At 40.7% G+C, this 19,734-nt stretch carries 17 protein-coding genes; 10 read left to right on the top strand and 7 right to left on the bottom strand.

The window, feature by feature from the left end; translation table 11 throughout:
• The first annotated feature begins 32 nt into the window (after window positions 1–32).
• Window positions 33–1,103, top strand: coding sequence for a hypothetical protein (locus tag CFH81_00810; GenBank protein DAB40876.1), 1,071 nt, complete (start codon window positions 33–35; stop codon window positions 1,101–1,103).
• 4 nt (window positions 1,104–1,107) lie between these two features.
• On the top strand, window positions 1,108–1,992 hold the full coding sequence (locus tag CFH81_00815; GenBank protein DAB40877.1) for a radical SAM protein: 885 nt from the start codon (window positions 1,108–1,110) through the stop codon (window positions 1,990–1,992).
• An 86-nt stretch (window positions 1,993–2,078) separates the two neighbouring features.
• On the opposite strand, the gene CFH81_00820 is transcribed toward CFH81_00815, so the two are convergent.
• The 3 genes from CFH81_00820 to CFH81_00830 all read right to left on the bottom strand — a co-directional run bounded on the left by CFH81_00820 (window position 2,079) and on the right by CFH81_00830 (window position 5,234).
• Window positions 2,079–2,627 carry a hypothetical protein gene (locus CFH81_00820; protein DAB40878.1) on the bottom strand — a complete coding sequence of 183 codons (549 nt, stop codon included), beginning with the start codon at window positions 2,625–2,627 and terminating at the stop codon, window positions 2,079–2,081.
• A gap of 202 nt (window positions 2,628–2,829) precedes the next feature.
• Window positions 2,830–3,417, bottom strand: a complete 588-nt coding sequence (locus CFH81_00825; GenBank protein ID DAB40879.1) for an adenylate kinase — start codon at window positions 3,415–3,417, stop codon at window positions 2,830–2,832.
• 65 nt (window positions 3,418–3,482) lie between these two features.
• A complete protein-coding gene (locus tag CFH81_00830) occupies window positions 3,483–5,234 on the bottom strand; it encodes an aspartate--tRNA ligase (protein ID DAB40880.1) in 1,752 nt (583 codons plus the stop codon).
• A gap of 157 nt (window positions 5,235–5,391) precedes the next feature.
• Between CFH81_00830 and CFH81_00835 the strand changes: the two genes are divergently transcribed.
• Both CFH81_00835 and CFH81_00840 read left to right on the top strand, forming a co-directional pair.
• Window positions 5,392–6,270, top strand: coding sequence for an NAD(+) kinase (locus CFH81_00835; protein ID DAB40881.1), 879 nt, complete (start codon window positions 5,392–5,394; stop codon window positions 6,268–6,270).
• Window positions 6,267–7,799, top strand: a complete 1,533-nt coding sequence (locus tag CFH81_00840; protein ID DAB40882.1) for a DNA recombination protein RecN — start codon at window positions 6,267–6,269, stop codon at window positions 7,797–7,799. Before CFH81_00835 ends, CFH81_00840 begins: the two co-directional genes overlap by 4 nt.
• On the opposite strand, the gene CFH81_00845 is transcribed toward CFH81_00840, so the two are convergent.
• Window positions 7,796–8,323, bottom strand: coding sequence for a hypothetical protein (locus tag CFH81_00845; protein ID DAB40883.1), 528 nt, complete (start codon window positions 8,321–8,323; stop codon window positions 7,796–7,798). The two genes, CFH81_00840 and CFH81_00845, sit on opposite strands and share 4 nt — an antisense overlap.
• Window positions 8,324–8,437: 114 nt before the next feature.
• Here CFH81_00845 and CFH81_00850 point away from each other — a divergent pair, with 114 nt between their 5' ends.
• Window positions 8,438–9,208, top strand: a complete 771-nt coding sequence (locus CFH81_00850; GenBank protein ID DAB40884.1) for a hydrolase TatD — start codon at window positions 8,438–8,440, stop codon at window positions 9,206–9,208.
• 3 nt (window positions 9,209–9,211) lie between these two features.
• Window positions 9,212–10,303, top strand: a complete 1,092-nt coding sequence (locus CFH81_00855) for a lytic transglycosylase (protein DAB40885.1) — start codon at window positions 9,212–9,214, stop codon at window positions 10,301–10,303.
• A gap of 6 nt (window positions 10,304–10,309) precedes the next feature.
• On the opposite strand, the gene CFH81_00860 is transcribed toward CFH81_00855, so the two are convergent.
• Entirely contained in the window at window positions 10,310–11,932 is a 1,623-nt protein-coding gene (locus CFH81_00860) for a hypothetical protein (GenBank protein ID DAB40886.1), read from the bottom strand.
• Window positions 11,933–12,148: 216 nt separating this feature from the next.
• On the opposite strand from CFH81_00860, the gene CFH81_00865 reads away from it, so the two are divergent.
• The 3 genes from CFH81_00865 to CFH81_00875 are packed head-to-tail and all read left to right on the top strand — an operon-like array spanning window position 12,149 to window position 16,981.
• A complete protein-coding gene (locus CFH81_00865; GenBank protein DAB40887.1) occupies window positions 12,149–13,153 on the top strand; it encodes an efflux transporter periplasmic adaptor subunit in 1,005 nt (334 codons plus the stop codon).
• 1 nt (window position 13,154) lies between these two features.
• Window positions 13,155–15,860 (top strand): multidrug ABC transporter ATP-binding protein, encoded by a 2,706-nt coding sequence (locus CFH81_00870; protein ID DAB40888.1) that lies wholly within the window; start codon window positions 13,155–13,157, stop codon window positions 15,858–15,860.
• Entirely contained in the window at window positions 15,860–16,981 is a 1,122-nt protein-coding gene (locus CFH81_00875; protein ID DAB40889.1) for an ABC transporter permease, read from the top strand. The genes CFH81_00870 and CFH81_00875 overlap by 1 nt, the downstream gene beginning before the upstream one ends.
• Before the next feature lie 13 nt (window positions 16,982–16,994).
• Here CFH81_00875 and CFH81_00880 read toward each other — a convergent pair whose 3' ends face one another.
• Window positions 16,995–17,597: a hypothetical protein gene (locus CFH81_00880; GenBank protein ID DAB40890.1), complete on the bottom strand. Its 603-nt coding sequence runs from the start codon at window positions 17,595–17,597 to the stop codon at window positions 16,995–16,997.
• Window positions 17,598–17,855: 258 nt separating this feature from the next.
• On the opposite strand from CFH81_00880, the gene CFH81_00885 reads away from it, so the two are divergent.
• Window positions 17,856–19,121 carry a hypothetical protein gene (locus tag CFH81_00885; protein DAB40891.1) on the top strand — a complete coding sequence of 422 codons (1,266 nt, stop codon included), beginning with the start codon at window positions 17,856–17,858 and terminating at the stop codon, window positions 19,119–19,121.
• A gap of 138 nt (window positions 19,122–19,259) precedes the next feature.
• On the opposite strand, the gene CFH81_00890 is transcribed toward CFH81_00885, so the two are convergent.
• Window positions 19,260–19,730 carry a peptidylprolyl isomerase gene (locus CFH81_00890; protein ID DAB40892.1) on the bottom strand — a complete coding sequence of 157 codons (471 nt, stop codon included), beginning with the start codon at window positions 19,728–19,730 and terminating at the stop codon, window positions 19,260–19,262.
• Between the last annotated feature and the right edge of the window lie 4 nt (window positions 19,731–19,734).

Below are 19,734 nucleotides of genomic sequence, written 5' to 3' on the forward strand. Positions count from 1 at the left end.
ACGTCCGTATGGAATTTAAATGAAGGAATTAAATGTCGCTTTTAAATCTATTCAAAATTATTTGTTTATCTTTTTTTGTATTGACTGTTGCGGCACCGGGTGCAAATAAGGATTTTAAAATATATGAGATAGAGTCCGGACAGGTGCTTTATGAGTTGAGCGGGGGCGGACAGCTTACCCGGGAGACAAATCTTACTGTTTCTGGAAAAGCTCGTTTGCGTTTTAAAGAGTGGGGGGCTGTTGCGCTGGTTGAGGAGAGAGGCGCTGTAACGGCGGCTGGAGCGATCAGAGAGAAGCAGGCTTTTCGCAGTTTGGTCAAGCAGGAAAAAGATACAACACTTCACGCCTATTATAAAACTGAAAAAGTTTTGGAACGAAAAAGCAGCAGTAAATACAGTGTCCACGGAGAGGCCCAAATTCGAAATTTGAAAAAAACCGGAACAATGGAAATAGCCGGTTTGTCATGTGATGTATGGGAGGGGCCGGGAATAAAAAAGTGTCTTTACGAAGGAGTGCCCCTTTTGCTTGAAATCCGACTTCACGGTATTGCATATACCAAAAAAGCTTCCGATGTAAATTTTGATATTAATGTTTCAGATGACAAATGTACGGTGCCGGATTTTTCCATAGAAGAATTTGGTCTTATCAGAGGGATTGGTATGACAAAAAACAAACGCAAACCTAAAGAGGTTATTGAGATATTTAAAGATATATTAAAGGGTAATTTTGTGGTCAGCGGGATGGATGTAAACGATACAAATCAAAGCAGTGATAAGACAAAAATAGAATTTCTCAATCGTGTGGGGCAAAGTATGCATGAAAATCAAAAAGAACGTTTGCCTCAATTACTTCTTAGTTTAGAAAAAAGCAGAGAATGCATACAGCGTGTCGAGAGCCTCAGGGAGGCTAACGAATGTATCAGGGAACTTAGAGCTATTAAAAAAGAAATGGGAGAAAAAATGCCTTTTATCTATTTTTGGAATGATAAGGAAGAAAATGCCCACCTTGAGAGAATGGATAAAGAGATTTCAAACTTAAAATCGAGGATGTCATGCATTAGTCGCGCACAAAATATCACAGAACTTTCTGCATGTATGAAATAGTCTTGTGAAATTTTATCGTATTTATATAGAACTTACTAATGTGTGTGGTTTGCATTGCAGTTTTTGTCCTACGAAAAATTTGCCTTCAAAACACATGGATCTCATTTTCTTTGAATCCATCATAGAGCAGGCAAAAGCTTACACAAAAGAGATAGCCTGTCACGTGGTGGGTGATCCGTTGACACTCTCAAATCTTTATGACTATCTGGAAATTATCCATAAGCATGGCCTCAAAGCGATACTTACGACCAGCGGATATTTTCTTAAAAAGCATACATACAATACACTTTTCCATCCGTGCGTAAAGCAGATCAATCTATCGCTTAACAGTTTCAATAAAAATGATACAGCCCTGACATTTGATCAGTATATTGCTCCCATCTTGGATCTATGCGAGGCAAAGCTCAAAAGAACAGAGGAGCTGTTTATCAATCTTCGAATATGGAATCTCGATGAGGCGATGAGTGAGCGCAATTTTAATCAAATGCTTTTTGGGGCTTTTTCTGAACATTTCAATTTTACACTTGATTTGGATGCTGTCTGTCGGGAGCGCCCCAAATCAATTCGTTTGGCCCCCAAGATACGTTTGCATTTTGATACCTATTTTGAGTGGCCCTCTTTGAAGAATCAAAACTATGGAGACGGAACCTGCCAGGGCCTGCAGTCTCATATCGCTATCCTGGCCGGCGGAAAAGTGGTGCCATGCTGTCTTGACTGTGACGGAGTTATGGAGCTGGGAGATCTGCATAAACAGAGTTTGAAAGAGATAGTCAATTCCTCTCGGGCTTTGGAGATAGCTGCAGGCTTCAAGGAGAATAGGGCAACAGAAGAATTGTGTCAAAAATGCAGTTACAAAAAAAGGTTTGAATCTAAAGTATCATTTTTATAAAAACCTTTGCTCCGAAAAAGAGATCGCTTCTGCCACTCTGCCTTCTTCAAAAATTTTTCTTGTCAAGAAGAAGGTCTTTGGAGGTATTAATGGGGAACGATTCTGGTAAATTTCGTTCCTTCGAGTGTAAGATTGTACATGAGTCCTTTTTGGTTAAACACGAATGCAACGATAGGCTTTTCAAAACTAATAGAACTTACATCTTTGCCTGCTCCCCAATCTGCAACAGCAATGGATCCATCAACTCCGGCTTCCCATCCGTTGCTTTTGATAAAATTGTTTAGTGCGCCCTGCGTTACAAAGACGATGATGTAAGAAGTTTTTTGTACTCCAAGCTGAAAACCGACAGAACCTGAAGCTATATTATAATAGTATTTTGATCTGCCATTTACGCGCAACACTCCCTCTCCATATTCGGCACCCACGACAAATCCGCCTTTGTAGACGCCTGGGAAAACAAGATAGCCTTTAGATTGAGCCAAAAACCTTTCGCCGCCTTTTACCTTCTGCGTAAATTGTCTGATTGCTTCATTGGCTTTAGCATCTATCACAGAAGCCGGCTCAGCCATCCCAAAACCGCTCAATAGAACCAATACCGCCATTAGTAACATCGGTTTGAATTGATTAAATCTCATACTCTCGCCTTTTTATTAATTTTTTTTATTATAGCAAAGAAAGATGAATGAACTGTGTATAAGCTAAAGGGATGAGGCTAAAAAATTTTTCTGTCATCCCGAACTTGATTCGGGGGTCAAGATAATGAAATTTTCGTCATTGCAGACTTGACCCTTATCTAGTCTATGATTTAATCAGGACTTTAACTCCAAAAAAGAAAAGTTAAATTTTGCTTTGGACAAATGCATCCATATCGTCAACAATGACTTCAAGTGTTCTTTCGCCGTCAATAACTTTGAGTAAATTTTTCTCTGTGTAGAAAGCTTGAATTTGTGCCAAGGGATCTGTATAGATTTTCATTCTATCATAAAAAACTTCTACGCTGTCATCGCTTCTTACAACCTCAGCTTCAGCAGCACGTCCGAGGATTCTTTCTTTGGCAATCTCTTCGCTTACCCTTACTTCTATAACAGAACTAAGTTCTATTTCATGGTTTCCGGCAAGAATTTCATCCAGTGCCGTCATCTGCTCCACGCTTCTAGGATATCCATCAATAAGTACCACATCAACGGGTGCATTGTTGATCGCTGAGATGATGGTGTCGATAATGATATTGAGCGGCACCAAAGCACCTTTGGAAATAAAGCCTTCAATAGTCTTGCCGAGTTCGCTTCCGCTGGCTACTTCTTCCCTGAGCATGTCACCGGTTGAATAGTGTACGATTTTATCTGTATGTTTTTTGGCAATGATGCTGGCGTCTGTTGTCTTGCCCGAACCGGGAGCTCCGATGATGAGAAATAGTTTTTTCATAATATAATCCTTTCTGGTAAAATTGTATCTTTTGTGATTTTGAAACGGAGCCAAAATCTATAGTTTTATATGGCTGCTGTTTGTCTCATTCTTAGCCCTAACTCTTTGAGCTGTTCATTATCGACAGTGCTTGGTGCTTGGGTAAGAAGGCATTGCGCTCTTTGCGTTTTAGGGAATGCAATGACATCTCGGATGCTGTCCGTACCTGCCATGAGCATAATGAGTCTATCAAGTCCCAGTGCAAACCCGCCGTGCGGAGGCGCACCATACTTAAGCGCATCAAGTAAAAAACCAAATTTTTCTTGCGCTTCTTCTTCGCCGATACCTAGAAGTTTGAAGATCTCTGACTGCATTGCTTCTTTGTGGATACGAATAGATCCTCCGCCAAGCTCTGTTCCATTGAGAACAATGTCATACGCAATGGATTCTATCTCTTCGATATCTTCATAATCTAGTGATTTTGGTTGGGTGAACGGATGATGAAGCGCTTTGACTCTGCCGTCTTCAACTTCAAACATGGGGAAGTCAACGACCCACAAGAATTCAAATGTACCTTTGGGGATGATTTCCATCGTTTCTGCAAGATAGATGCGGAAACGGCCCATATAATCAAGCACTAGTTTTTTCTCGCCTGCGCCGAAGAATACAGCATCTCCCACCTCAAGTTCGCATCGGTCTATAATGGCCTGAAGATCCGTATCGGTGAAAAATTTGGCAAGAGGCCCTTTAAGTCCGTCTTCTTTCATCTGGAAATAGCCAAGACCCTGTGCGCCAAATTTGCGTACATAGTCCTCAAAGCCTTTCATTTGGCGTTTTGAAAAGATAGTATCCCCGTTTGGCACCTTGAGCGCTTTGATGCGGTTTTTCTTAGGTGCTTTGGCAATAGCTGAAAAGATTTCATTGTCGCATCTTTCAAAGATATCAATCACATCAACCATGGCCATATCATAACGCATATCCGGTTTGTCTGAACCGTATTTTTCCATTGCATCATGGTGAGTCATACGTTTGAAGGTGCGGGGAATTTCAAATCCGCATTTTGTAAAAACATTGTAGATCAGTTTTTCGGCGATTTGAATCACATCTTCTTGATTGCAGAAGCTCATTTCAACATCTATTTGCGTAAATTCCGGTTGTCTGTCTGCACGAAGATCTTCATCGCGAAAACATTTGGCTATCTGAAAATATCTGTCAAAACCGCTCACCATTAAAAGCTGTTTAAAAAGCTGCGGAGATTGCGGAAGAGCATAAAATTCACCATGATGTACGCGGCTTGGTACGAGATAATCCCTTGCTCCTTCCGGAGTTGATTTGGTGAGAATAGGGGTTTCTACTTCTAGAAAACCTAGTTCGTCAAGCGCATTTCTTGCTGCAATCGTTGCTTTGGATCTCAGTTTGAAAATAGTATAAGACCGTTGGCTTCGCAGTTCAAGATATCGGTGCTTAAGGCGAATCTCTTCATTTACTTTTTCATCCCCGATTTCAAAAGGCATCGGTTTTGAGCGGTTTTCAATGACTAGCTTGTCGACGACCATTTCTATTTTGCCCGTTTTAAGATTTGGATTTTCCAATCCTTCTCCCCTGGGTCTTATCGTGCCTGTAGCGATAAGCACAAACTGGTCTCTGACATCTTCAGCAATTTTGTGGGCCGCAGCATTGTCTGCAGGGTCACAGACAAGCTGCAGTACTTCGTCTTTGTCGCGAAGGTCGATAAATATAACCCCGCCATGGTCTCTGCGGCTGGAAACCCAACCGGCCACGGTAACTACTTCACCATTATGTTGTTCATTGATCTGGGCACAATAATGTGTTCTCACGGAAAATCCTCTAACTTAAGTTTGTTGCGATTATATCGAATAGTTGTTTAGATACAAATTCGGATTCCTCTTGGATGCGAATATACAATAAAAGAACAGAAAAACAAATTTTAAAGTACATTTATGTTACCCTGCTAACAACAATTAAATAAAGTGCATGGAGCAGGATATCTTGAAACCATTAGAGCAGATACAGACTGCAGGGTTTGTGCTTAAGCCAAATACACCGCAGATTAAACCCCTCTACGAGCAGATCAAAAAACAATTTGAAGCAAGAGGAATTGAAGTGTTGATTGCAGAGCGGTCAGCAAAGATGATAGGTATAAAAGGCCTCCCTTTTGAAACGATTTGTGAGAAAGCAGATTTTTTAGTCTCTTTGGGCGGAGATGGAACATTGCTATCTTTAGTTCGCCGAAGTTATGGGCACCACAAGCCGGTTATGGGGATCAATGCAGGCCATTTGGGTTTTTTGGCCGATATCACAATCGATGAAGTAGATGATTTTTTAATTAAAATGCAGCAAGGCAACTATCGTATTGATGAGCGCATGATGATAGAAGGCTACATTAAAACATCCAAAGGAACGAAAAGTTTTTATGCTTTCAACGATGTCGTCATTACGCGCCCTACGATTTCAAAGATGGTAAAAATAGATGCTTCCATTGATGGAGATTGGTTTAACACGTACCGCGGAGACGGACTTATTATCTCCACGCCCACCGGTTCCACCGCATACAATCTTGCAGCGGGCGGACCGGTGATGTATCCCTTAACCAAAGCATTTATCATGACTCCTATTTGTGCGCATTCTTTGCGGCAAAGACCGCTGGTCGTGCCGGCAGATTTTACGATAGAGCTTGCTTCGACCGAAGACAGGGTAGTTGCTATGATAGATGGGCAGGATGCTTATGAAATGCAGCCGGGCGATGTATTGGTTGTCGAAGGCGCAAAGATAGGAGCCAAACTTTTGCACAGAAAAGAGAGGAGTTATTTTGGCGTGCTTCGTGAAAAACTTTTATGGGGGGATAAAAGTTGATCAAGAGATTGTACCTGCGTGAACTTGTCGGTTTTGATGAAGTAGAACTAGAGTTCGATCAAGGCTTGGTGGTTTTGACCGGACCCAGCGGAGCAGGAAAATCCGTTTTGATATCTTCAATACTTTCAAGTTTTGGATACAGCGCTTTAGGGACTGCATCGTTGTGCGAAGTGACACTTCAAAAACCGACGGAACTTCAAAGTGAACTGTATGCGCTTGAAGAGGAAGTAACGCTCAAAACACTTAAAAAGGATAAAGTGCGGTCTTATCTTGATGGTCAAAATATCTCCAAAAAAACATTGGCCGAACTTTTTGCGCCTTATGTGCAGTATCTAAGCGTACGGGACAAGGGCGGTTTTGAATCCGCCGCACTTTTGGGATTGATAGACAGCAGTTTGGACGATAAAAATCCTGTTTTTAAAAAATTACTCAAAGAGTACAAAAAACGTTATGTTTTTTATAAAATTCAAGCAGAGCAGCTTAAAAAAATCAAAGAGAATGAAACAAAACTTGCTGAACGTATCGAATTTGCTGCGTATGAAATAGAAAAAATAGAACGGATCAATCCCCGCATAGACGAGGAAGAAGAACTGATGCAAATCAAACAGCAGCTTTCCAAAATTGACAAGATCAAAGATGCTTTGCAAAATGCAAATGAGCTTTTTGCTTATGAGGCAAGCGTGGAAGAAGCATATCGTTTGCTCAATAAAGATATTTCTTTTTTTTCCGAAGCAATGAATCAGCTAAGGAGTGATTTTGAAGAAGCCCAGGCTTTAACCGATGAGCTTGAAGAGATTGATATAGAGAAGGTTTTAGATAGACTGGGAGATCTGAACGGGCTTAAAAATCGTTATGGTTCCATTCAGGAAGCCCTAAATTACAAGAATCAAAAAAAAGAAGAACTTGCAGGATATAAAAATAGCGAACAAAACAAAAGTGCGCTGGAGTCTTTTTTGGCGAGAGAGTTTTCTGAGTTGCATATGATTGCACAGCAAATTTCGGTGTTGCGCCAAAAAGAGGCCAAAAGTCTTCAAAATGCTTTAGATGTATATTTGCAGGCATTAAAACTGCCTTGCGTTGAATTTATTTTTGACAATACTTTGCTGTGTGAAAACGGTGTTGATCATGCAGACATAATGCTTGGCGGTTCAAAAACAGCTACATTGAGCGGGGGGGAGTTCAATCGTATGCGTTTGGCATTGATGGCGGTTTGTATTGATGAAACCAGACAAGCACAGGGGGTGTTGATTCTTGATGAAATAGATGCAAATGTCAGCGGAGACGAATCGATTGCTATTGCTCAGATGATCGCAAAACTTTCTAAAGCTTATCAGGTATTTGCTATCTCTCATCAGCCGCATCTTTCTGCACAGGCGAGGCAGCATATTTTGGTGACAAAAGAGGGTGCAAAAAGCCGGATAAAAGAACTTGATGAGGAGGAAAGAGTGCAAGAGATTGCCCGTATTATAGGAGGCGAAAATCCCACTCCCCAAGCTCTTGCTTTTGCAAAAAAATTGAGAAATGTCTAGTCGTATTGTTCTTTCAGCATTTTTAAATAGTATTTCAAGTGTGCAAAATAGGTTTGCGCAGCAGAAAAATCTCGCCCGCCTTTAAGATAGGTATTGAAGTCCACCAAAAGGTCCGAAATACCTCCGTTTCCCAGATTTGTCGCAGAACCTTTGAGGCTGTGTGTCAGTCGTTCCATTCGGTTAAAATCCGGTATTTTCATGGCTTCATCAATCAGAGGTATTTGTGCGTCTATTTGGGATATTAATTCGTTGACAAATTCTTTGGCATCCTCTTGCGAGAGACCCATGGCAATAAGCCGCGCATGGTTAAAAGGCGGATAATTAAATTGAGGAAAAGACGTGACCGGTTTAATTCGGATTGAAGGAGAAGGGGCGTTTGTTGTAATTTTTGATTCGTTTTGTCGAGTATTTTGATAACGCTTCCTCTCCCGTTCTTTTTTATAGTTTTTTTCATTTTTGTATTCATTGTAGATAATTAAAATTATTAATAAAATAAATATAAGCAAAGTGCCATAAAAAAACATCACATTCCCCTCTCTTTTCCAGAATAAACTATATCTTATTTCGTTTTACAATAAGGTTCATTTGCGTAAAATAAGCGTTAAATAGGTTATAATTTATCTAAAAATAGGTGACGCATGATAATAGATACACATTGCCATTTGGATGATTCACGGTACAAAGAAGATCTTGAAGAGGTGTTGGAGCGTGCAAAAGACAAAGGCGTTGAGAGATATATCATTCCGGGCGCGGACCCCCAAACATTAGAGCGGGCATTTGAGATCGCCCAAAAATATGAGAATGTTTATTTTGCTGTCGGGATTCATCCGTATGATGCGATGCACTATGATAAGAGCAAACTCGAGCCTTTTGCTTCTCACCCCAAATGTGTAGCTATCGGTGAGTGCGGATTGGATTATTCCAGGCTGCCAGAGGATCAAAAAAAAAGGGAAGCCTATAAAAATTTGCAAAAAGAAGTTTTTACAGATCAAATACTTTGGGCCAAAGCATTGAAAAAACCTTTGATCGTGCATATAAGGGAAGCCGGCACAGATAGTCTGGCGCTGCTTGAGCAGTATGCCGGAGAACAAGGCGGTGTGTTGCACTGCTATAATGCCGATGAACAGCTTTTAAAACTTGCAAAAAGAAATTTTTATTTTGGGATCGGAGGGGTTCTTACTTTTCAAAATGCCCGCAAGCTTATCGAAGTCTATCCTAAGATACCAAAAGAAAGATTGCTGATAGAAACAGATGCGCCTTATCTTACGCCCCATCCGCACAGAGGAGAGAGAAATGAGCCTGCCTATACAACATTTATAGCAGAGAAGATGTCTGCATTGAGTGATCTCCCAAGAGGGGAGATTGAGGCAATTACCACGCAAAACGCTTATCGTCTTTTTGGTATCTAAAATATGTCGATAAAAAAAGGTATCAGTAAAATTATTTTGATTGCAGGGGTGTTTCCTCTGTTTTCTTTTGCTTTTTCTGTTGCTCAAAAGTATCCCAGCTATACCTATGTTTTTTCAGAATTTGGAGTCGATCAGTCTTATGTTTATGATGAGGATTTTGAACGTTTTGTTTTAATGCATGAGAGCCAGATTATGTCGTTTTATCAGTGCTCTCTCAAAAAAGGCAAAAATTTCTTGCCGATGATGAGAGGGTATTTGCTTGAAGATGGCCTTTCGGATCTTTTTGTTTATCTTTCAATGGTCGAGTCAGGCTTTTCTCCTTCTGCCGCTTCGCATAAAAATGCCGTAGGATTGTGGCAATTTATTCCGGCAACGGCAAAACATTACAACCTTGAAGTATGTCAAAGATTTGATGAAAGATGTGATCCGATCAGCTCAACGAATGCGGCCATAGCATATTTGCAAAAACTTCATGATCGGTTTGGCAAATGGTATTTGGCCGCTTTGGCATATAACTGCGGAGAAGGAAGGCTGGCAAAAGCTATCGAAAAGGCCGGCAGCGATGCCTTGCCGATTTTGCTTGATGAGAAAGAAAAATATCTTCCGCCGGAAACACGCGAGTATATCAAGAAAATTCTGCTTGCCGCTATGATAGGAGAAGGACTGGCTTTGGAATTTTCATCAACCAATGGAGGGGTGCTTGAAGTTGAAGTGGAAGGGGGTGCAAAGCTAAGCGAACTGGCAAAACTTCTTGAGATGAAACCCAAAGAGCTGCTTGGCTTAAATCCGCAGTTTAAAAATGAAACAATTCCTTCAGATAGGTTTAGCTATAAGGTGATGATCCCGGAAGAGAAGATGATTCTTTTTTATCTGCGCTATGAATTACCGGAAAAGAAAAATCCCATCAAGCCTTTTATGGTTTCCCACTATGTTGCACTTGGCGAAACACTGGAGGATATAGCTGCAAACTATGAAACGACCGCCGAAGAGATCAAGATTGTCAATCATCTCAGCGAAGAGTATTTATCGGTAGATCAGTTTTTGGTGATCCCTGTGAATCATAAGGTATTTGTCTCCTGTTCTCAAAAAAAGTAAAATGCTTTACTTTTTTTGAGTGATTTTTTTATGCTCCAGACGATCATATAATGCCAATATATTGTGATAATCCTGATGAAAGGCTGTATCTATAAGAAATGCTTCTCCTTTAAGTATGCGTTGGGCTTTTTCGACTTTTTGAGGAGTAAAAACAGCAAACAAAGCCTCTTTGTACTCTTTAAAAAGACAACCTTCTTTTTCCATCCGAATCAATTCTGCAACGATATGCCCCATACGGTCGGATCCAAATTCAAGCAGTATCAGCGCATTTTCAGTATAGCCTAAGAGCAGATACATTTGTGCTTTAAGTTGGGCTAATGTAAAACCATTTTCAAAAATAACACCGATATAATTTCCCACATCCAGTGATTCATCCAGCGGTTCTATGGTATCAAGTATCTCTTCTGGATCATGCTCTGTAAAATGCAATACCATGTCACGGATTTGTTTGCCGGCATTTTTGTTATTGTAGACCAGATCTTCTATCGGATAGACCTCCGATACTCCCGGAATAATGATTTGGCACGAATAAAACCCGAGATAATCATACTCTCTAAGATACATCTCTTTGTCCATGGAATGTAAAATTCCGACGAGGTAGTCAAGTTCATCTTGAGTTGTGGCGCCATCATACGCCCACGGAGTATAGGCAAAACTTTTGCGGGCACTCAAAAAACCAAACCCCAGTTTACCGTTAGAGTCTATAAAGTGTGATTCAAGATTGAAATTGTCTGCAACAAGACTCATATCAAATGTAGGCGTTTCAAACGTATTGAGATTTTCCAGTCCGCGGCCCTGCATGAGCTCAGTCAGTGTTCTCTCAAGCGATACTTCCAAAAGAGGATGTGCACCAAAAGAGACAAATAGGGTTCCGTTGCGAGGATTGATAAGAGAAATGGCGGTGACGGGATATTTTCCTTCCAGCGATGCATCAAGCACTTCTACAATATAGCCCGATTGCCTTAATGCCGCCACATCATGATAAACTTTTTCAAATGAGCTTAGAATGTCTTCCGGGTAAGCGGGGAGCGCGTAACCTTTTTTGATAATCTCCAATTTGACGTAACGTTCGTAGATTTCACTGAGTGCCTGTACTTGGGCTTCTTGTGGTGTATTTCCCGTTGCCAAACCATTGCTTGTATAGAGATTGTTGAGAATATTAAGAGGAAAATAGACCCGCTCTTTGGTTGTATGATTAGTAAAAGGCAATGAGACAATCTTGTCTTCATAGTCGCTGTTGTAGTCTACAAGATCTTCATCATGGAGTTCTTGATGGGGGTCATAGATCTGTCGCAACGTATTATTGAGGCAATCTTTTCCAAAATCAAATGCAACCTGATCGGGATAATAGTTTCGGCCGGGCAGATAAAAGTCGGTAAAAAAATTATTGGTCTGCAGGCGTTCGATATATTCACCTAAAGCGCTTGCCATTGACGCTTCAGAACATATTCCTTTTCCGTTGGAATAGATATGCTTTGGCGCTTCCGCAGAAGAAAGATTGACCCAATAGCAATATTCCAAAGGATGCTTTTCTTCAGAAAAAGTGATTTTGCACCCTGCATCTGCCAAAACAGCTTTCATTTTTGCAATTGATTGCTCCAGAGGCGCATTTTTTGATAAAAGGTTCATGGGTATATTTCTTCTTTTAAATTTAATTGCAGAGTATAGCCGAAAATAGCCAAAACTTTTTGGATGATAGCCAAGGATGTAATATCTTCTCAAAGTATTGCATAAGCGCATAAAATTTATTTCTTACGTGATATAATCAATAAAGCAAGAAAGTAGAAAGTGCACAAAATATGATCGGGTGATTTTGGTTTTAGAGAGAATAAAGAGGGAAGCAAGTTGAAAAAAATTATAAAAATTGTGTTGTATGTTCTGGCGGGTGTGGCCGGTATATTTGCTTTTTACGCTGCATATAACGCGATCAACAAACCTAAAATTCCTGAAAATTTCGCTTACGGAAACGGAAGGATCGAAGCGGCACAAATCAATCTTGCACCAAAAGTTTCGGGCAGATTGCTTGAAATCTACGTAGAAGAGGGCGATATCGTCGAAAAGGGTCAAATGCTTGCAAGGCTTGATACGACGGAGCTTGAGGCCAGATGGGAAGTGGCAAGCGCTCAGATAAAACAGGCAGAACAAAACAAAAATCGCACAATGGCGATTGTAGAGCAAAAAAAAAGCGAATTGGCATTGGCGCAGGAGAATCACAAAAGAGGCGAATCTCTTTATCAAAGCAAAAGCATTTCATTGCTCCAGTATCAGCAATATGAAACCGCTTATAAAATTGCATTGGCAAATCTCAAATCGGCCGAAGCAGACGTAGAAGCGTCCCATGCGGCCATAGAAGCTGCCCGGGCTCAAGCGCAGGCCATTAGGGTCACTATCGATGACAGTACGCTTTATGCGCCAAAAAAAGGAAGAGTATTATACAAGTTGTTACAGCCCGGAGAAGTGGTCGCAGGCGGCCAAAGAGTGTTGGTGATCCTTGATTTGCTTGATACGTTTATGACCATTTTTTTGCCCACGGCCCAAGCAGGCGTTATAAACTATGATTCGGAAGCAAGAATCGTGCTGGATGCGTTTCCCCGTATCGCGATTCCGGCAAAAGTAACATTTATATCGCCTCAAGCACAATTTACTCCCAAGCAGATAGAAACACAAAATGAACGAGAAAAGCTGATGTTTAGAGTAAAGGTGGCGATCGATAGCGATTTGCTAAAAGAGCATATCGACAAGATCAAAACCGGATTGCCCGGGGTTGCGTATATCCGTATCGATCAGACGATTCCTTGGCCGGAACAACTCCGCAATGTGCCAAAAAGCTATAGAGAAGATTCTCGTTAAAATGGATGCCATCGCCAAAATAACAAATTTGTCTCACGTCTACGGCAAAACAACAGCCCTCGATGCCATTACATTAGAAATCCCTTCAAACTGTACGGTGGGATTTATCGGGCCGGACGGTGTAGGAAAATCTACGTTACTATCGATCATCGCAGGTGTTCGCAAGGTTCAAGCAGGAAAAGTGGAGGTTCTGGGGGGAGACATCGATAAGGCCGCATACCGCAGCAGTATCCACCCCAAAATAGCGTATATGCCCCAAGGGTTGGGTAAAAATCTTTATATGTCGCTTTCGGTATATGAAAATATCGAATTTTTCGGGCGGCTGTTTAAGCAGGATCGCAGCGAGAGACAAATAAGAATTCATGAACTTTTAAAGGGTATCGGGCTTTTGGAGTTTAAAGACAGGCCCGCAGGAAAGCTTTCAGGCGGAATGAAGCAAAAACTCGGGCTTTGCTGTGCATTGATCCATGATCCCGATCTGCTCATCTTGGATGAGCCTACAACCGGGATCGATCCGTTATCCAGAAGGCAATTTTGGCAGATTGTAGATCAAATCAGGCATATACGGAAAAACATGAGCGTGTTGGTTGCAACGGCATATATGCAGGAAGCACAGGAGTTTGATCATATTGTTGCGATGAACGAGGGCAAAATACTTGCAAGCGGTACACCTGAAGACATAATGTGCCAGACCGGCACAAAGAATTTGGACTCGGCCTTCATATATCTGCTGCCAAAAGAGGAAAGAAACAATCACAATGAGTTAAAAATCGTACCGTACCCTCAAACAGATTCGTATGATGCCTATGCGATAGAAGCTGAAAATCTTACGATGAAATTTGGTGATTTTACCGCTGTGGATCACGTGAGCTTTCGGATCAGGGAAGGCGAAATTTTCGGTTTTTTAGGCTCCAACGGATGCGGAAAGACAACCACCATGAAGATGCTTACGGGTTTGCTGAACCCTACTGAGGGAAATATCCGGCTTTTTGGAAAGCCCGTTCAAAAAAACGATATAGAAACAAGAAAAAACGTAGGGTATATGACCCAATCATTTTCGCTTTACGGCGAACTTACGGTGGGGCAAAATATGCTCCTGCATGCCAGGCTGTATCAAATAGACAAACAACTCATCCGCGAAAGAACCCAAGAGATGCTTGCGCGGTTTCATCTTCAAAAATATGAAAATACACTCACTGCCGATTTGCCTTTGGGGTTAAAACAGCGTCTTTCACTGGCTGTCGCGGTAATCCATAAGCCAAAAATGCTGATACTCGATGAGCCTACCTCCGGAGTTGATCCGATCTCAAGAGATCAGTTTTGGCGCTATTTGATCGATCTTTCAAGAAAAGACAATGTTACGATATTTGTTTCTACGCATTTTATGAACGAAGGCGAAAGGTGCGACAGGATTTCCCTGATGCATCAGGGAAAGGTACTGGCAAGCGATGCGCCCTCGGTTTTGGCACAAACAAAAAACAAAGATAGCCTTGAAGAGGCTTTTGTAGAGTATATGTACGATGAGATTGCGCAAGAAGACAGGCCGGGCGAAATGATTGCCATGCAGCAAAGCGCTAAAAAAGAAAAAAATGAGTTTTTTTCTTTGATCAGATTTTTGGGCTATGCTTACCGGGAATCTTTGGAACTGCTGCGCGATCCGATCCGATTGACGTTTGCGCTGATGGGTACGGTGATTTTGATGTTCGTGATGGGATACGGTATCAATATGGATGTTGAAAATTTAAAATTCTCGGTTCTTGACCACGATCAAACACCGCAAAGCAGAGAGTATATCCAGCATATTTCCGGGTCAAGGTATTTCATGGAAGATGAGCCGCTTGTTTCACAAACCCATTTAGATGAAAAGATGAGAAGCGGAAAAATAAGCATAGCGATTGAAATTCCTCCGGATTTTGGGAGAAGTTTGAAAAAAGGCAGCGGAGTTGAAGTGGGCGTTTGGATCGATGGGACAACCGTCTTTAGGGCCGAAACGATCAAAGGCTATATTGAGGGACTTCACGGGGATTATTTGAGGCAATCATCCCAGGCGGATGCTTTTTCGGCGCTTGATATACAGATGCGGTATCGTTATAATCAAGATTTTAAAAGCATATTTTCCATGGTGCCTGCCGTCATCCCGATGTTGCTGATCTTTATCCCTTCCATCTTGATGGCGCTAAGTGTCGTGAGAGAAAAGGAGCTGGGGTCGATTATCAATTTTTATGCTACCCCTGTTACAAGGCTCGAGTTTTTACTGGGCAAACAGCTCCCCTACATTGCGGTAAGCATGATAAGTTTTTTAGGGTTGATTGTATTGGCTGTTTTTGTTTTTGGGGTGCCGATCAAAGGAAATTTTGCCATTTTATTTTTTGCTGCACTTTTGTACGTTACGGCAACAACCGGGATCGGTTTTTTGATGTCCGCTTTTACAAAAACACAGATAGCCGCATTGGGCTCAACGGCGATCCTCACAATGCTTCCAACCATCAGTTTTTCAGGCCTGAAAGATCCTGTCAGTTCGCTTGAGGGGGTCGGGGCAGTGATCGGAAACATTTTTCCTGCGACCTATTTTATCAATGTCAGCAGAGGGATTTTTAGCAAGGATGTAGGATTGTCGGGCCATTATTTTGACTTTGCGGCGCTGTTTGCTGCAATCGTTGTGATCACGGCACTTAGCTTGATCACGCTAAAAAAACAGGAGCGATAATGTTACGAACAATTTTTAACATTTATCATCTGGGGATTAAAGAGCTAAGAACGCTTTTGAGAGATAAAATCATGCTGTTTCTCATCATTCATTCGTTTAGTTTTGCGATATATATCAGTGCTACCGCTTCCTCGACAGAGCTGCATAACGCCCCTATCGCTTTTGTAAACGAAGATCGGTCCATGCTTTCTCAAAAAATAATGGACGCATTTTATAAGCCGAGGTTTCTTCCGCCAAAAACAATTTCGTACAATGAGATGGATAAAGGAATGGATGCGGGTGTCTATACGTTTGTGGTGGTTATCCCAAGCCATTTTGAAAGAGATATCCTAAAAGGCATAAAAACCGAAGTACAGCTGAACATCGATGCGACAAGAATGACGCAAGCAGGCATAGGGGCGGGATACATTCAGCAGATTATAGCCCAAGAGGTCGGCGTTTTTTTAAAAGCACCGTCGCAAAAACCGGAGATTTCTTTGGCGGTGAATTATCAATACAACCCAAATTTGGAAAGCAGCTGGTTTGGAAGCATCAATGAGGTTATCAGCAATATCATGACATTGTCCATATTGCTCTCAGGTGCAGCGCTTATGAGGGAGCGGGAACACGGAACCATTGAGCATCTTTTGGTCATGCCTTTAAGCGCCGTTGAGATTATGCTGGCAAAAGTCTGGTCGATGGGGCTTGTGATTTTGCTGGGGATTGTTCTTTCGTTGAAAATCGTAGTTGAAACCATCCTGCAGGTTCCGTTATCGGGTTCCATGCCGCTTTTTTTGTTCAGTTCGTTTTTGGTTCTTTTTTCTACGTCATCCATAGGTATTTTCATGGGATCTGTTACAAAATCAATGCCGCAGCTGGGGATGATGTTTATTTTGGTTATTTTGCCACTACTTATGCTCTCCGGCGGTGTAACGCCCTATGAGAGCATGCCGGTGAGCTTGCAGTATCTTATGTCTTTATCGCCGACTAGCCATTATATCAATGTCGCACAGGCAATACTGTTTAGAGGAGCCGGATTTGAGATCGTCTGGAAAGATTTGGTTGCCATCTTTTTTATAGGTTTATTCTTTTTTTTATTTTCGCTGCTTGTTTTCAAGAAGAGTTTAAAATCGCAAAGTTGAGAATCAGTACGGTTTAGATAGTATCTTTTTCTTTAAGATCCTTAAAATCGCTTCTTCTTTCTTCAAGCTCCTTTCTGTAAGTCGCATAGTCTCCGTATTCAAAAAAATAGCCATACCTTGAATGTTTGTCTTTGATGTTTTTTGAATGCTTGATGGGGCACCAAAACTGTTCGGTTCGTGCGGCGATCTCTCTGACATAGTAGATAACGCCGTTGAAGTATTCGCAATACCAGCAGTTTATTTTTTCGACTTGATCCAAATAAAAAAGAGTGTATCTGTCCATAACGATATAATCACTTCTTTTTACTTTTGGAATTTTGTATATAGGAAAGCAAATATATTGAAAAATGGTCACAAAGATATCAACCAGAAATGCCGGTATCATCATGGCCCAAATAAAAGGAATGGTTAAAACAGCAAGCATCGAAAACGAAGAAAGATACTCCAATGAACTAATAATTTTAGCTCTTCCTTCATTGATCACTTTTTGCTCAAAGACAGCTTTGCTGTTCTCGATCCTGTAAAAAAAATCTGATTGTTTTTTCTTGAGTTCCGTTTCTAATTCGACTTGCAGCTCTCTGATTTGTTGTGCAATGCCATTAATTTTTTCATTCATATTTAACCTTTTTGATTTAAAACTATTCATGGCGAATAATATTATATTAACTTATCATTTTCTTATGCCTATTTTTGTCATTGGCAACCAAACAGAGTAGAGTATAGCCGAAAATATCCGATTTTTCATTCTTTCATACCAAGAAGCCGCAGAAAGTTATTGTCCCCTATAAAATTTAAGGTACAATATAAGCAGCAATTATAAAAAAGAGGGGTTGTCCGGTTTTAGTTTAGACCTAGACAAAAGAGAGAGGTTACTTTGATTTTAAATAATGGAAATTTAGAGCTAAATCCATTTGAGCTCACTATATTTGAACAATCATACAGTCCAATGGTCATCACAACCCCTTTCCTGGAAGACGATCACCCAAAAATCATATATGTGAATGATGCTTTCACAAAAATGAGTGGCTACACAAAAGAGGAAATTTTAGGCCAAACCCCCAGAATACTCCAGGGCGAAAAAACGGACAAAGAGGTCTTGAAAAGGCTCAAAGAGTGTCTAAAAAATGAAGCGTATTTTGAAGGTAAAACTATAAACTACACCAAGAATAAAGAAGAATATTGGGTGGAGTGGAATATATCGCCGGTTTATGATGAAAATAAAAATTTGATAGCTTTCATTTCCATCCAAAAAGATGTCTCAATCGCCCAGAAACTACTTGATCATATAAAGCTTTTTAAAAAAGCGATTGACCAAAACCATGATTCCATAGCTTTGTTTAATGCAGGGGGAGAGTATATCCATGCCAATGCTTCTTATTTAAAAAGGTGCGGCTATGATATCTCTCAACTTGTGGGGCAAAAAACAAAAATCTTACATTCTGGGGATCATTCAGATAATTTTTATTCTAATTTATGGAAAAAACTTCTCAACAAAGAGTCGGTTGAAGCACTTTTTTGCAATAGAAATTCAAGGGGTGAGATATATTATGAAAAACAAACTATTACTCCTATTGTTAAAAACGAAAGTGTTATAGGATTTGTTTCTATTGGTAAAAATTATGATGAAGAAATGGAAAATAAGCAACAGTTAAATAGAGATCTTTATCTGGACGTGCTCACAAAACTCTTTAATCGAAAAATGCTTGACTTGAAATTAAATGCAGCGGTTGACAGATATGAAACGACAGGTGAAAATTTTTCAATGATGTTTGTGGATCTTGATAATTTCAAGATGGTCAATGACACCATGGGGCATGAAGAGGGAGATGAAGTGCTTAGGCTCATTGCAAAATTTTTAAAACAATATGTCAGAAAAAATGATGATATATTTAGATACGGCGGGGATGAATTTGTGATTTTGCTGTATTCCATAACAGAAGAAAATGCTCAAAAAATAACACAAAAACTCGAAGATCTCTTTGATCTTTCGGATATTAAAAAACGTTATTCGATAGGATTGAGTATTGGGGTTGGCCAATATGAGGGGCAGAGTATTTATGATTTTTTCAAGCAGACAGATAAAAAAATGTATACCAAAAAAAGAGAAAATAAACTTAATTTTTATGGAAATGATTTATAAATAATATAATTTATTTGACTTCAATGCTTTTTTGTTTGCCGAGAAAGAGCAAGAATAAAGAGGTACGGTTTTCGGATTAACGCGAGATAGCATAGATATATTTACATTTAATCCGATTTTGTTTTATTGTTGACGGCGTCAGCGGTCATGATGCTCAAGTATCTCCTTGATAGCCTCTTCGTTTATCTCCTGAATTTCTTCAACTGATCCTTCAAAAGTGAGACTGATGCCTGCAAGCGGGTGATTTGCATCCAATACGGCATAGTCAGAATGAATCTCGGTGACTGTATAGATAAGGATATCCTCGGGAGCATCCTCCATGTATCCGTCTACTTCCATGCCAATAAAGAGATCTTCGGGGAGTTCGCTGAGTGCTTCGGTGACAACCAGGTCTTCTTGATACCCGCCAAATGCTTCAAGCGGAGATAGTGTGACACAAAAGGTGTCCCCTTCTGATTTTCCTTCCAGTTTTTCTTCCAGGGCCGTAAAAATATGTCCATAGCCGCCGTGCAAATAGATAACGGACTCCTGGCCTTCGTTGAGGAGATTGCCTTCGGTATCGGCAAGACGATACTCCAGAGCGACAAGTCTGTTTTTGGTAATAACCATAAGG

Origin of the sequence: Sulfurovum sp. UBA12169 (assembly GCA_002742845.1) — a bacterium.
Classification (GTDB): Bacteria; Campylobacterota; Campylobacteria; order Campylobacterales; family Sulfurovaceae; genus Sulfurovum.

Coding starts and splice junctions, on each gene's coding strand:
- CFH81_00850 (DAB40884.1), top strand. CDS start 8,438: ATGATAATAGATACACATTGCCATTTGGATGATTCACGGTACAAAGAA.
- CFH81_00835 (DAB40881.1), top strand. CDS start 5,392: ATGGAGCAGGATATCTTGAAACCATTAGAGCAGATACAGACTGCAGGG.
- CFH81_00875 (DAB40889.1), top strand. CDS start 15,860: ATGTTACGAACAATTTTTAACATTTATCATCTGGGGATTAAAGAGCTA.
- CFH81_00810 (DAB40876.1), top strand. CDS start 33: ATGTCGCTTTTAAATCTATTCAAAATTATTTGTTTATCTTTTTTTGTA.
- CFH81_00845 (DAB40883.1), bottom strand. CDS start 8,323: ATGTTTTTTTATGGCACTTTGCTTATATTTATTTTATTAATAATTTTA.
- CFH81_00870 (DAB40888.1), top strand. CDS start 13,155: ATGGATGCCATCGCCAAAATAACAAATTTGTCTCACGTCTACGGCAAA.
- CFH81_00860 (DAB40886.1), bottom strand. CDS start 11,932: ATGAACCTTTTATCAAAAAATGCGCCTCTGGAGCAATCAATTGCAAAA.
- CFH81_00825 (DAB40879.1), bottom strand. CDS start 3,417: ATGAAAAAACTATTTCTCATCATCGGAGCTCCCGGTTCGGGCAAGACA.
- CFH81_00880 (DAB40890.1), bottom strand. CDS start 17,597: ATGAATGAAAAAATTAATGGCATTGCACAACAAATCAGAGAGCTGCAA.
- CFH81_00855 (DAB40885.1), top strand. CDS start 9,212: ATGTCGATAAAAAAAGGTATCAGTAAAATTATTTTGATTGCAGGGGTG.
- CFH81_00890 (DAB40892.1), bottom strand. CDS start 19,730: ATGGTTATTACCAAAAACAGACTTGTCGCTCTGGAGTATCGTCTTGCC.
- CFH81_00820 (DAB40878.1), bottom strand. CDS start 2,627: ATGAGATTTAATCAATTCAAACCGATGTTACTAATGGCGGTATTGGTT.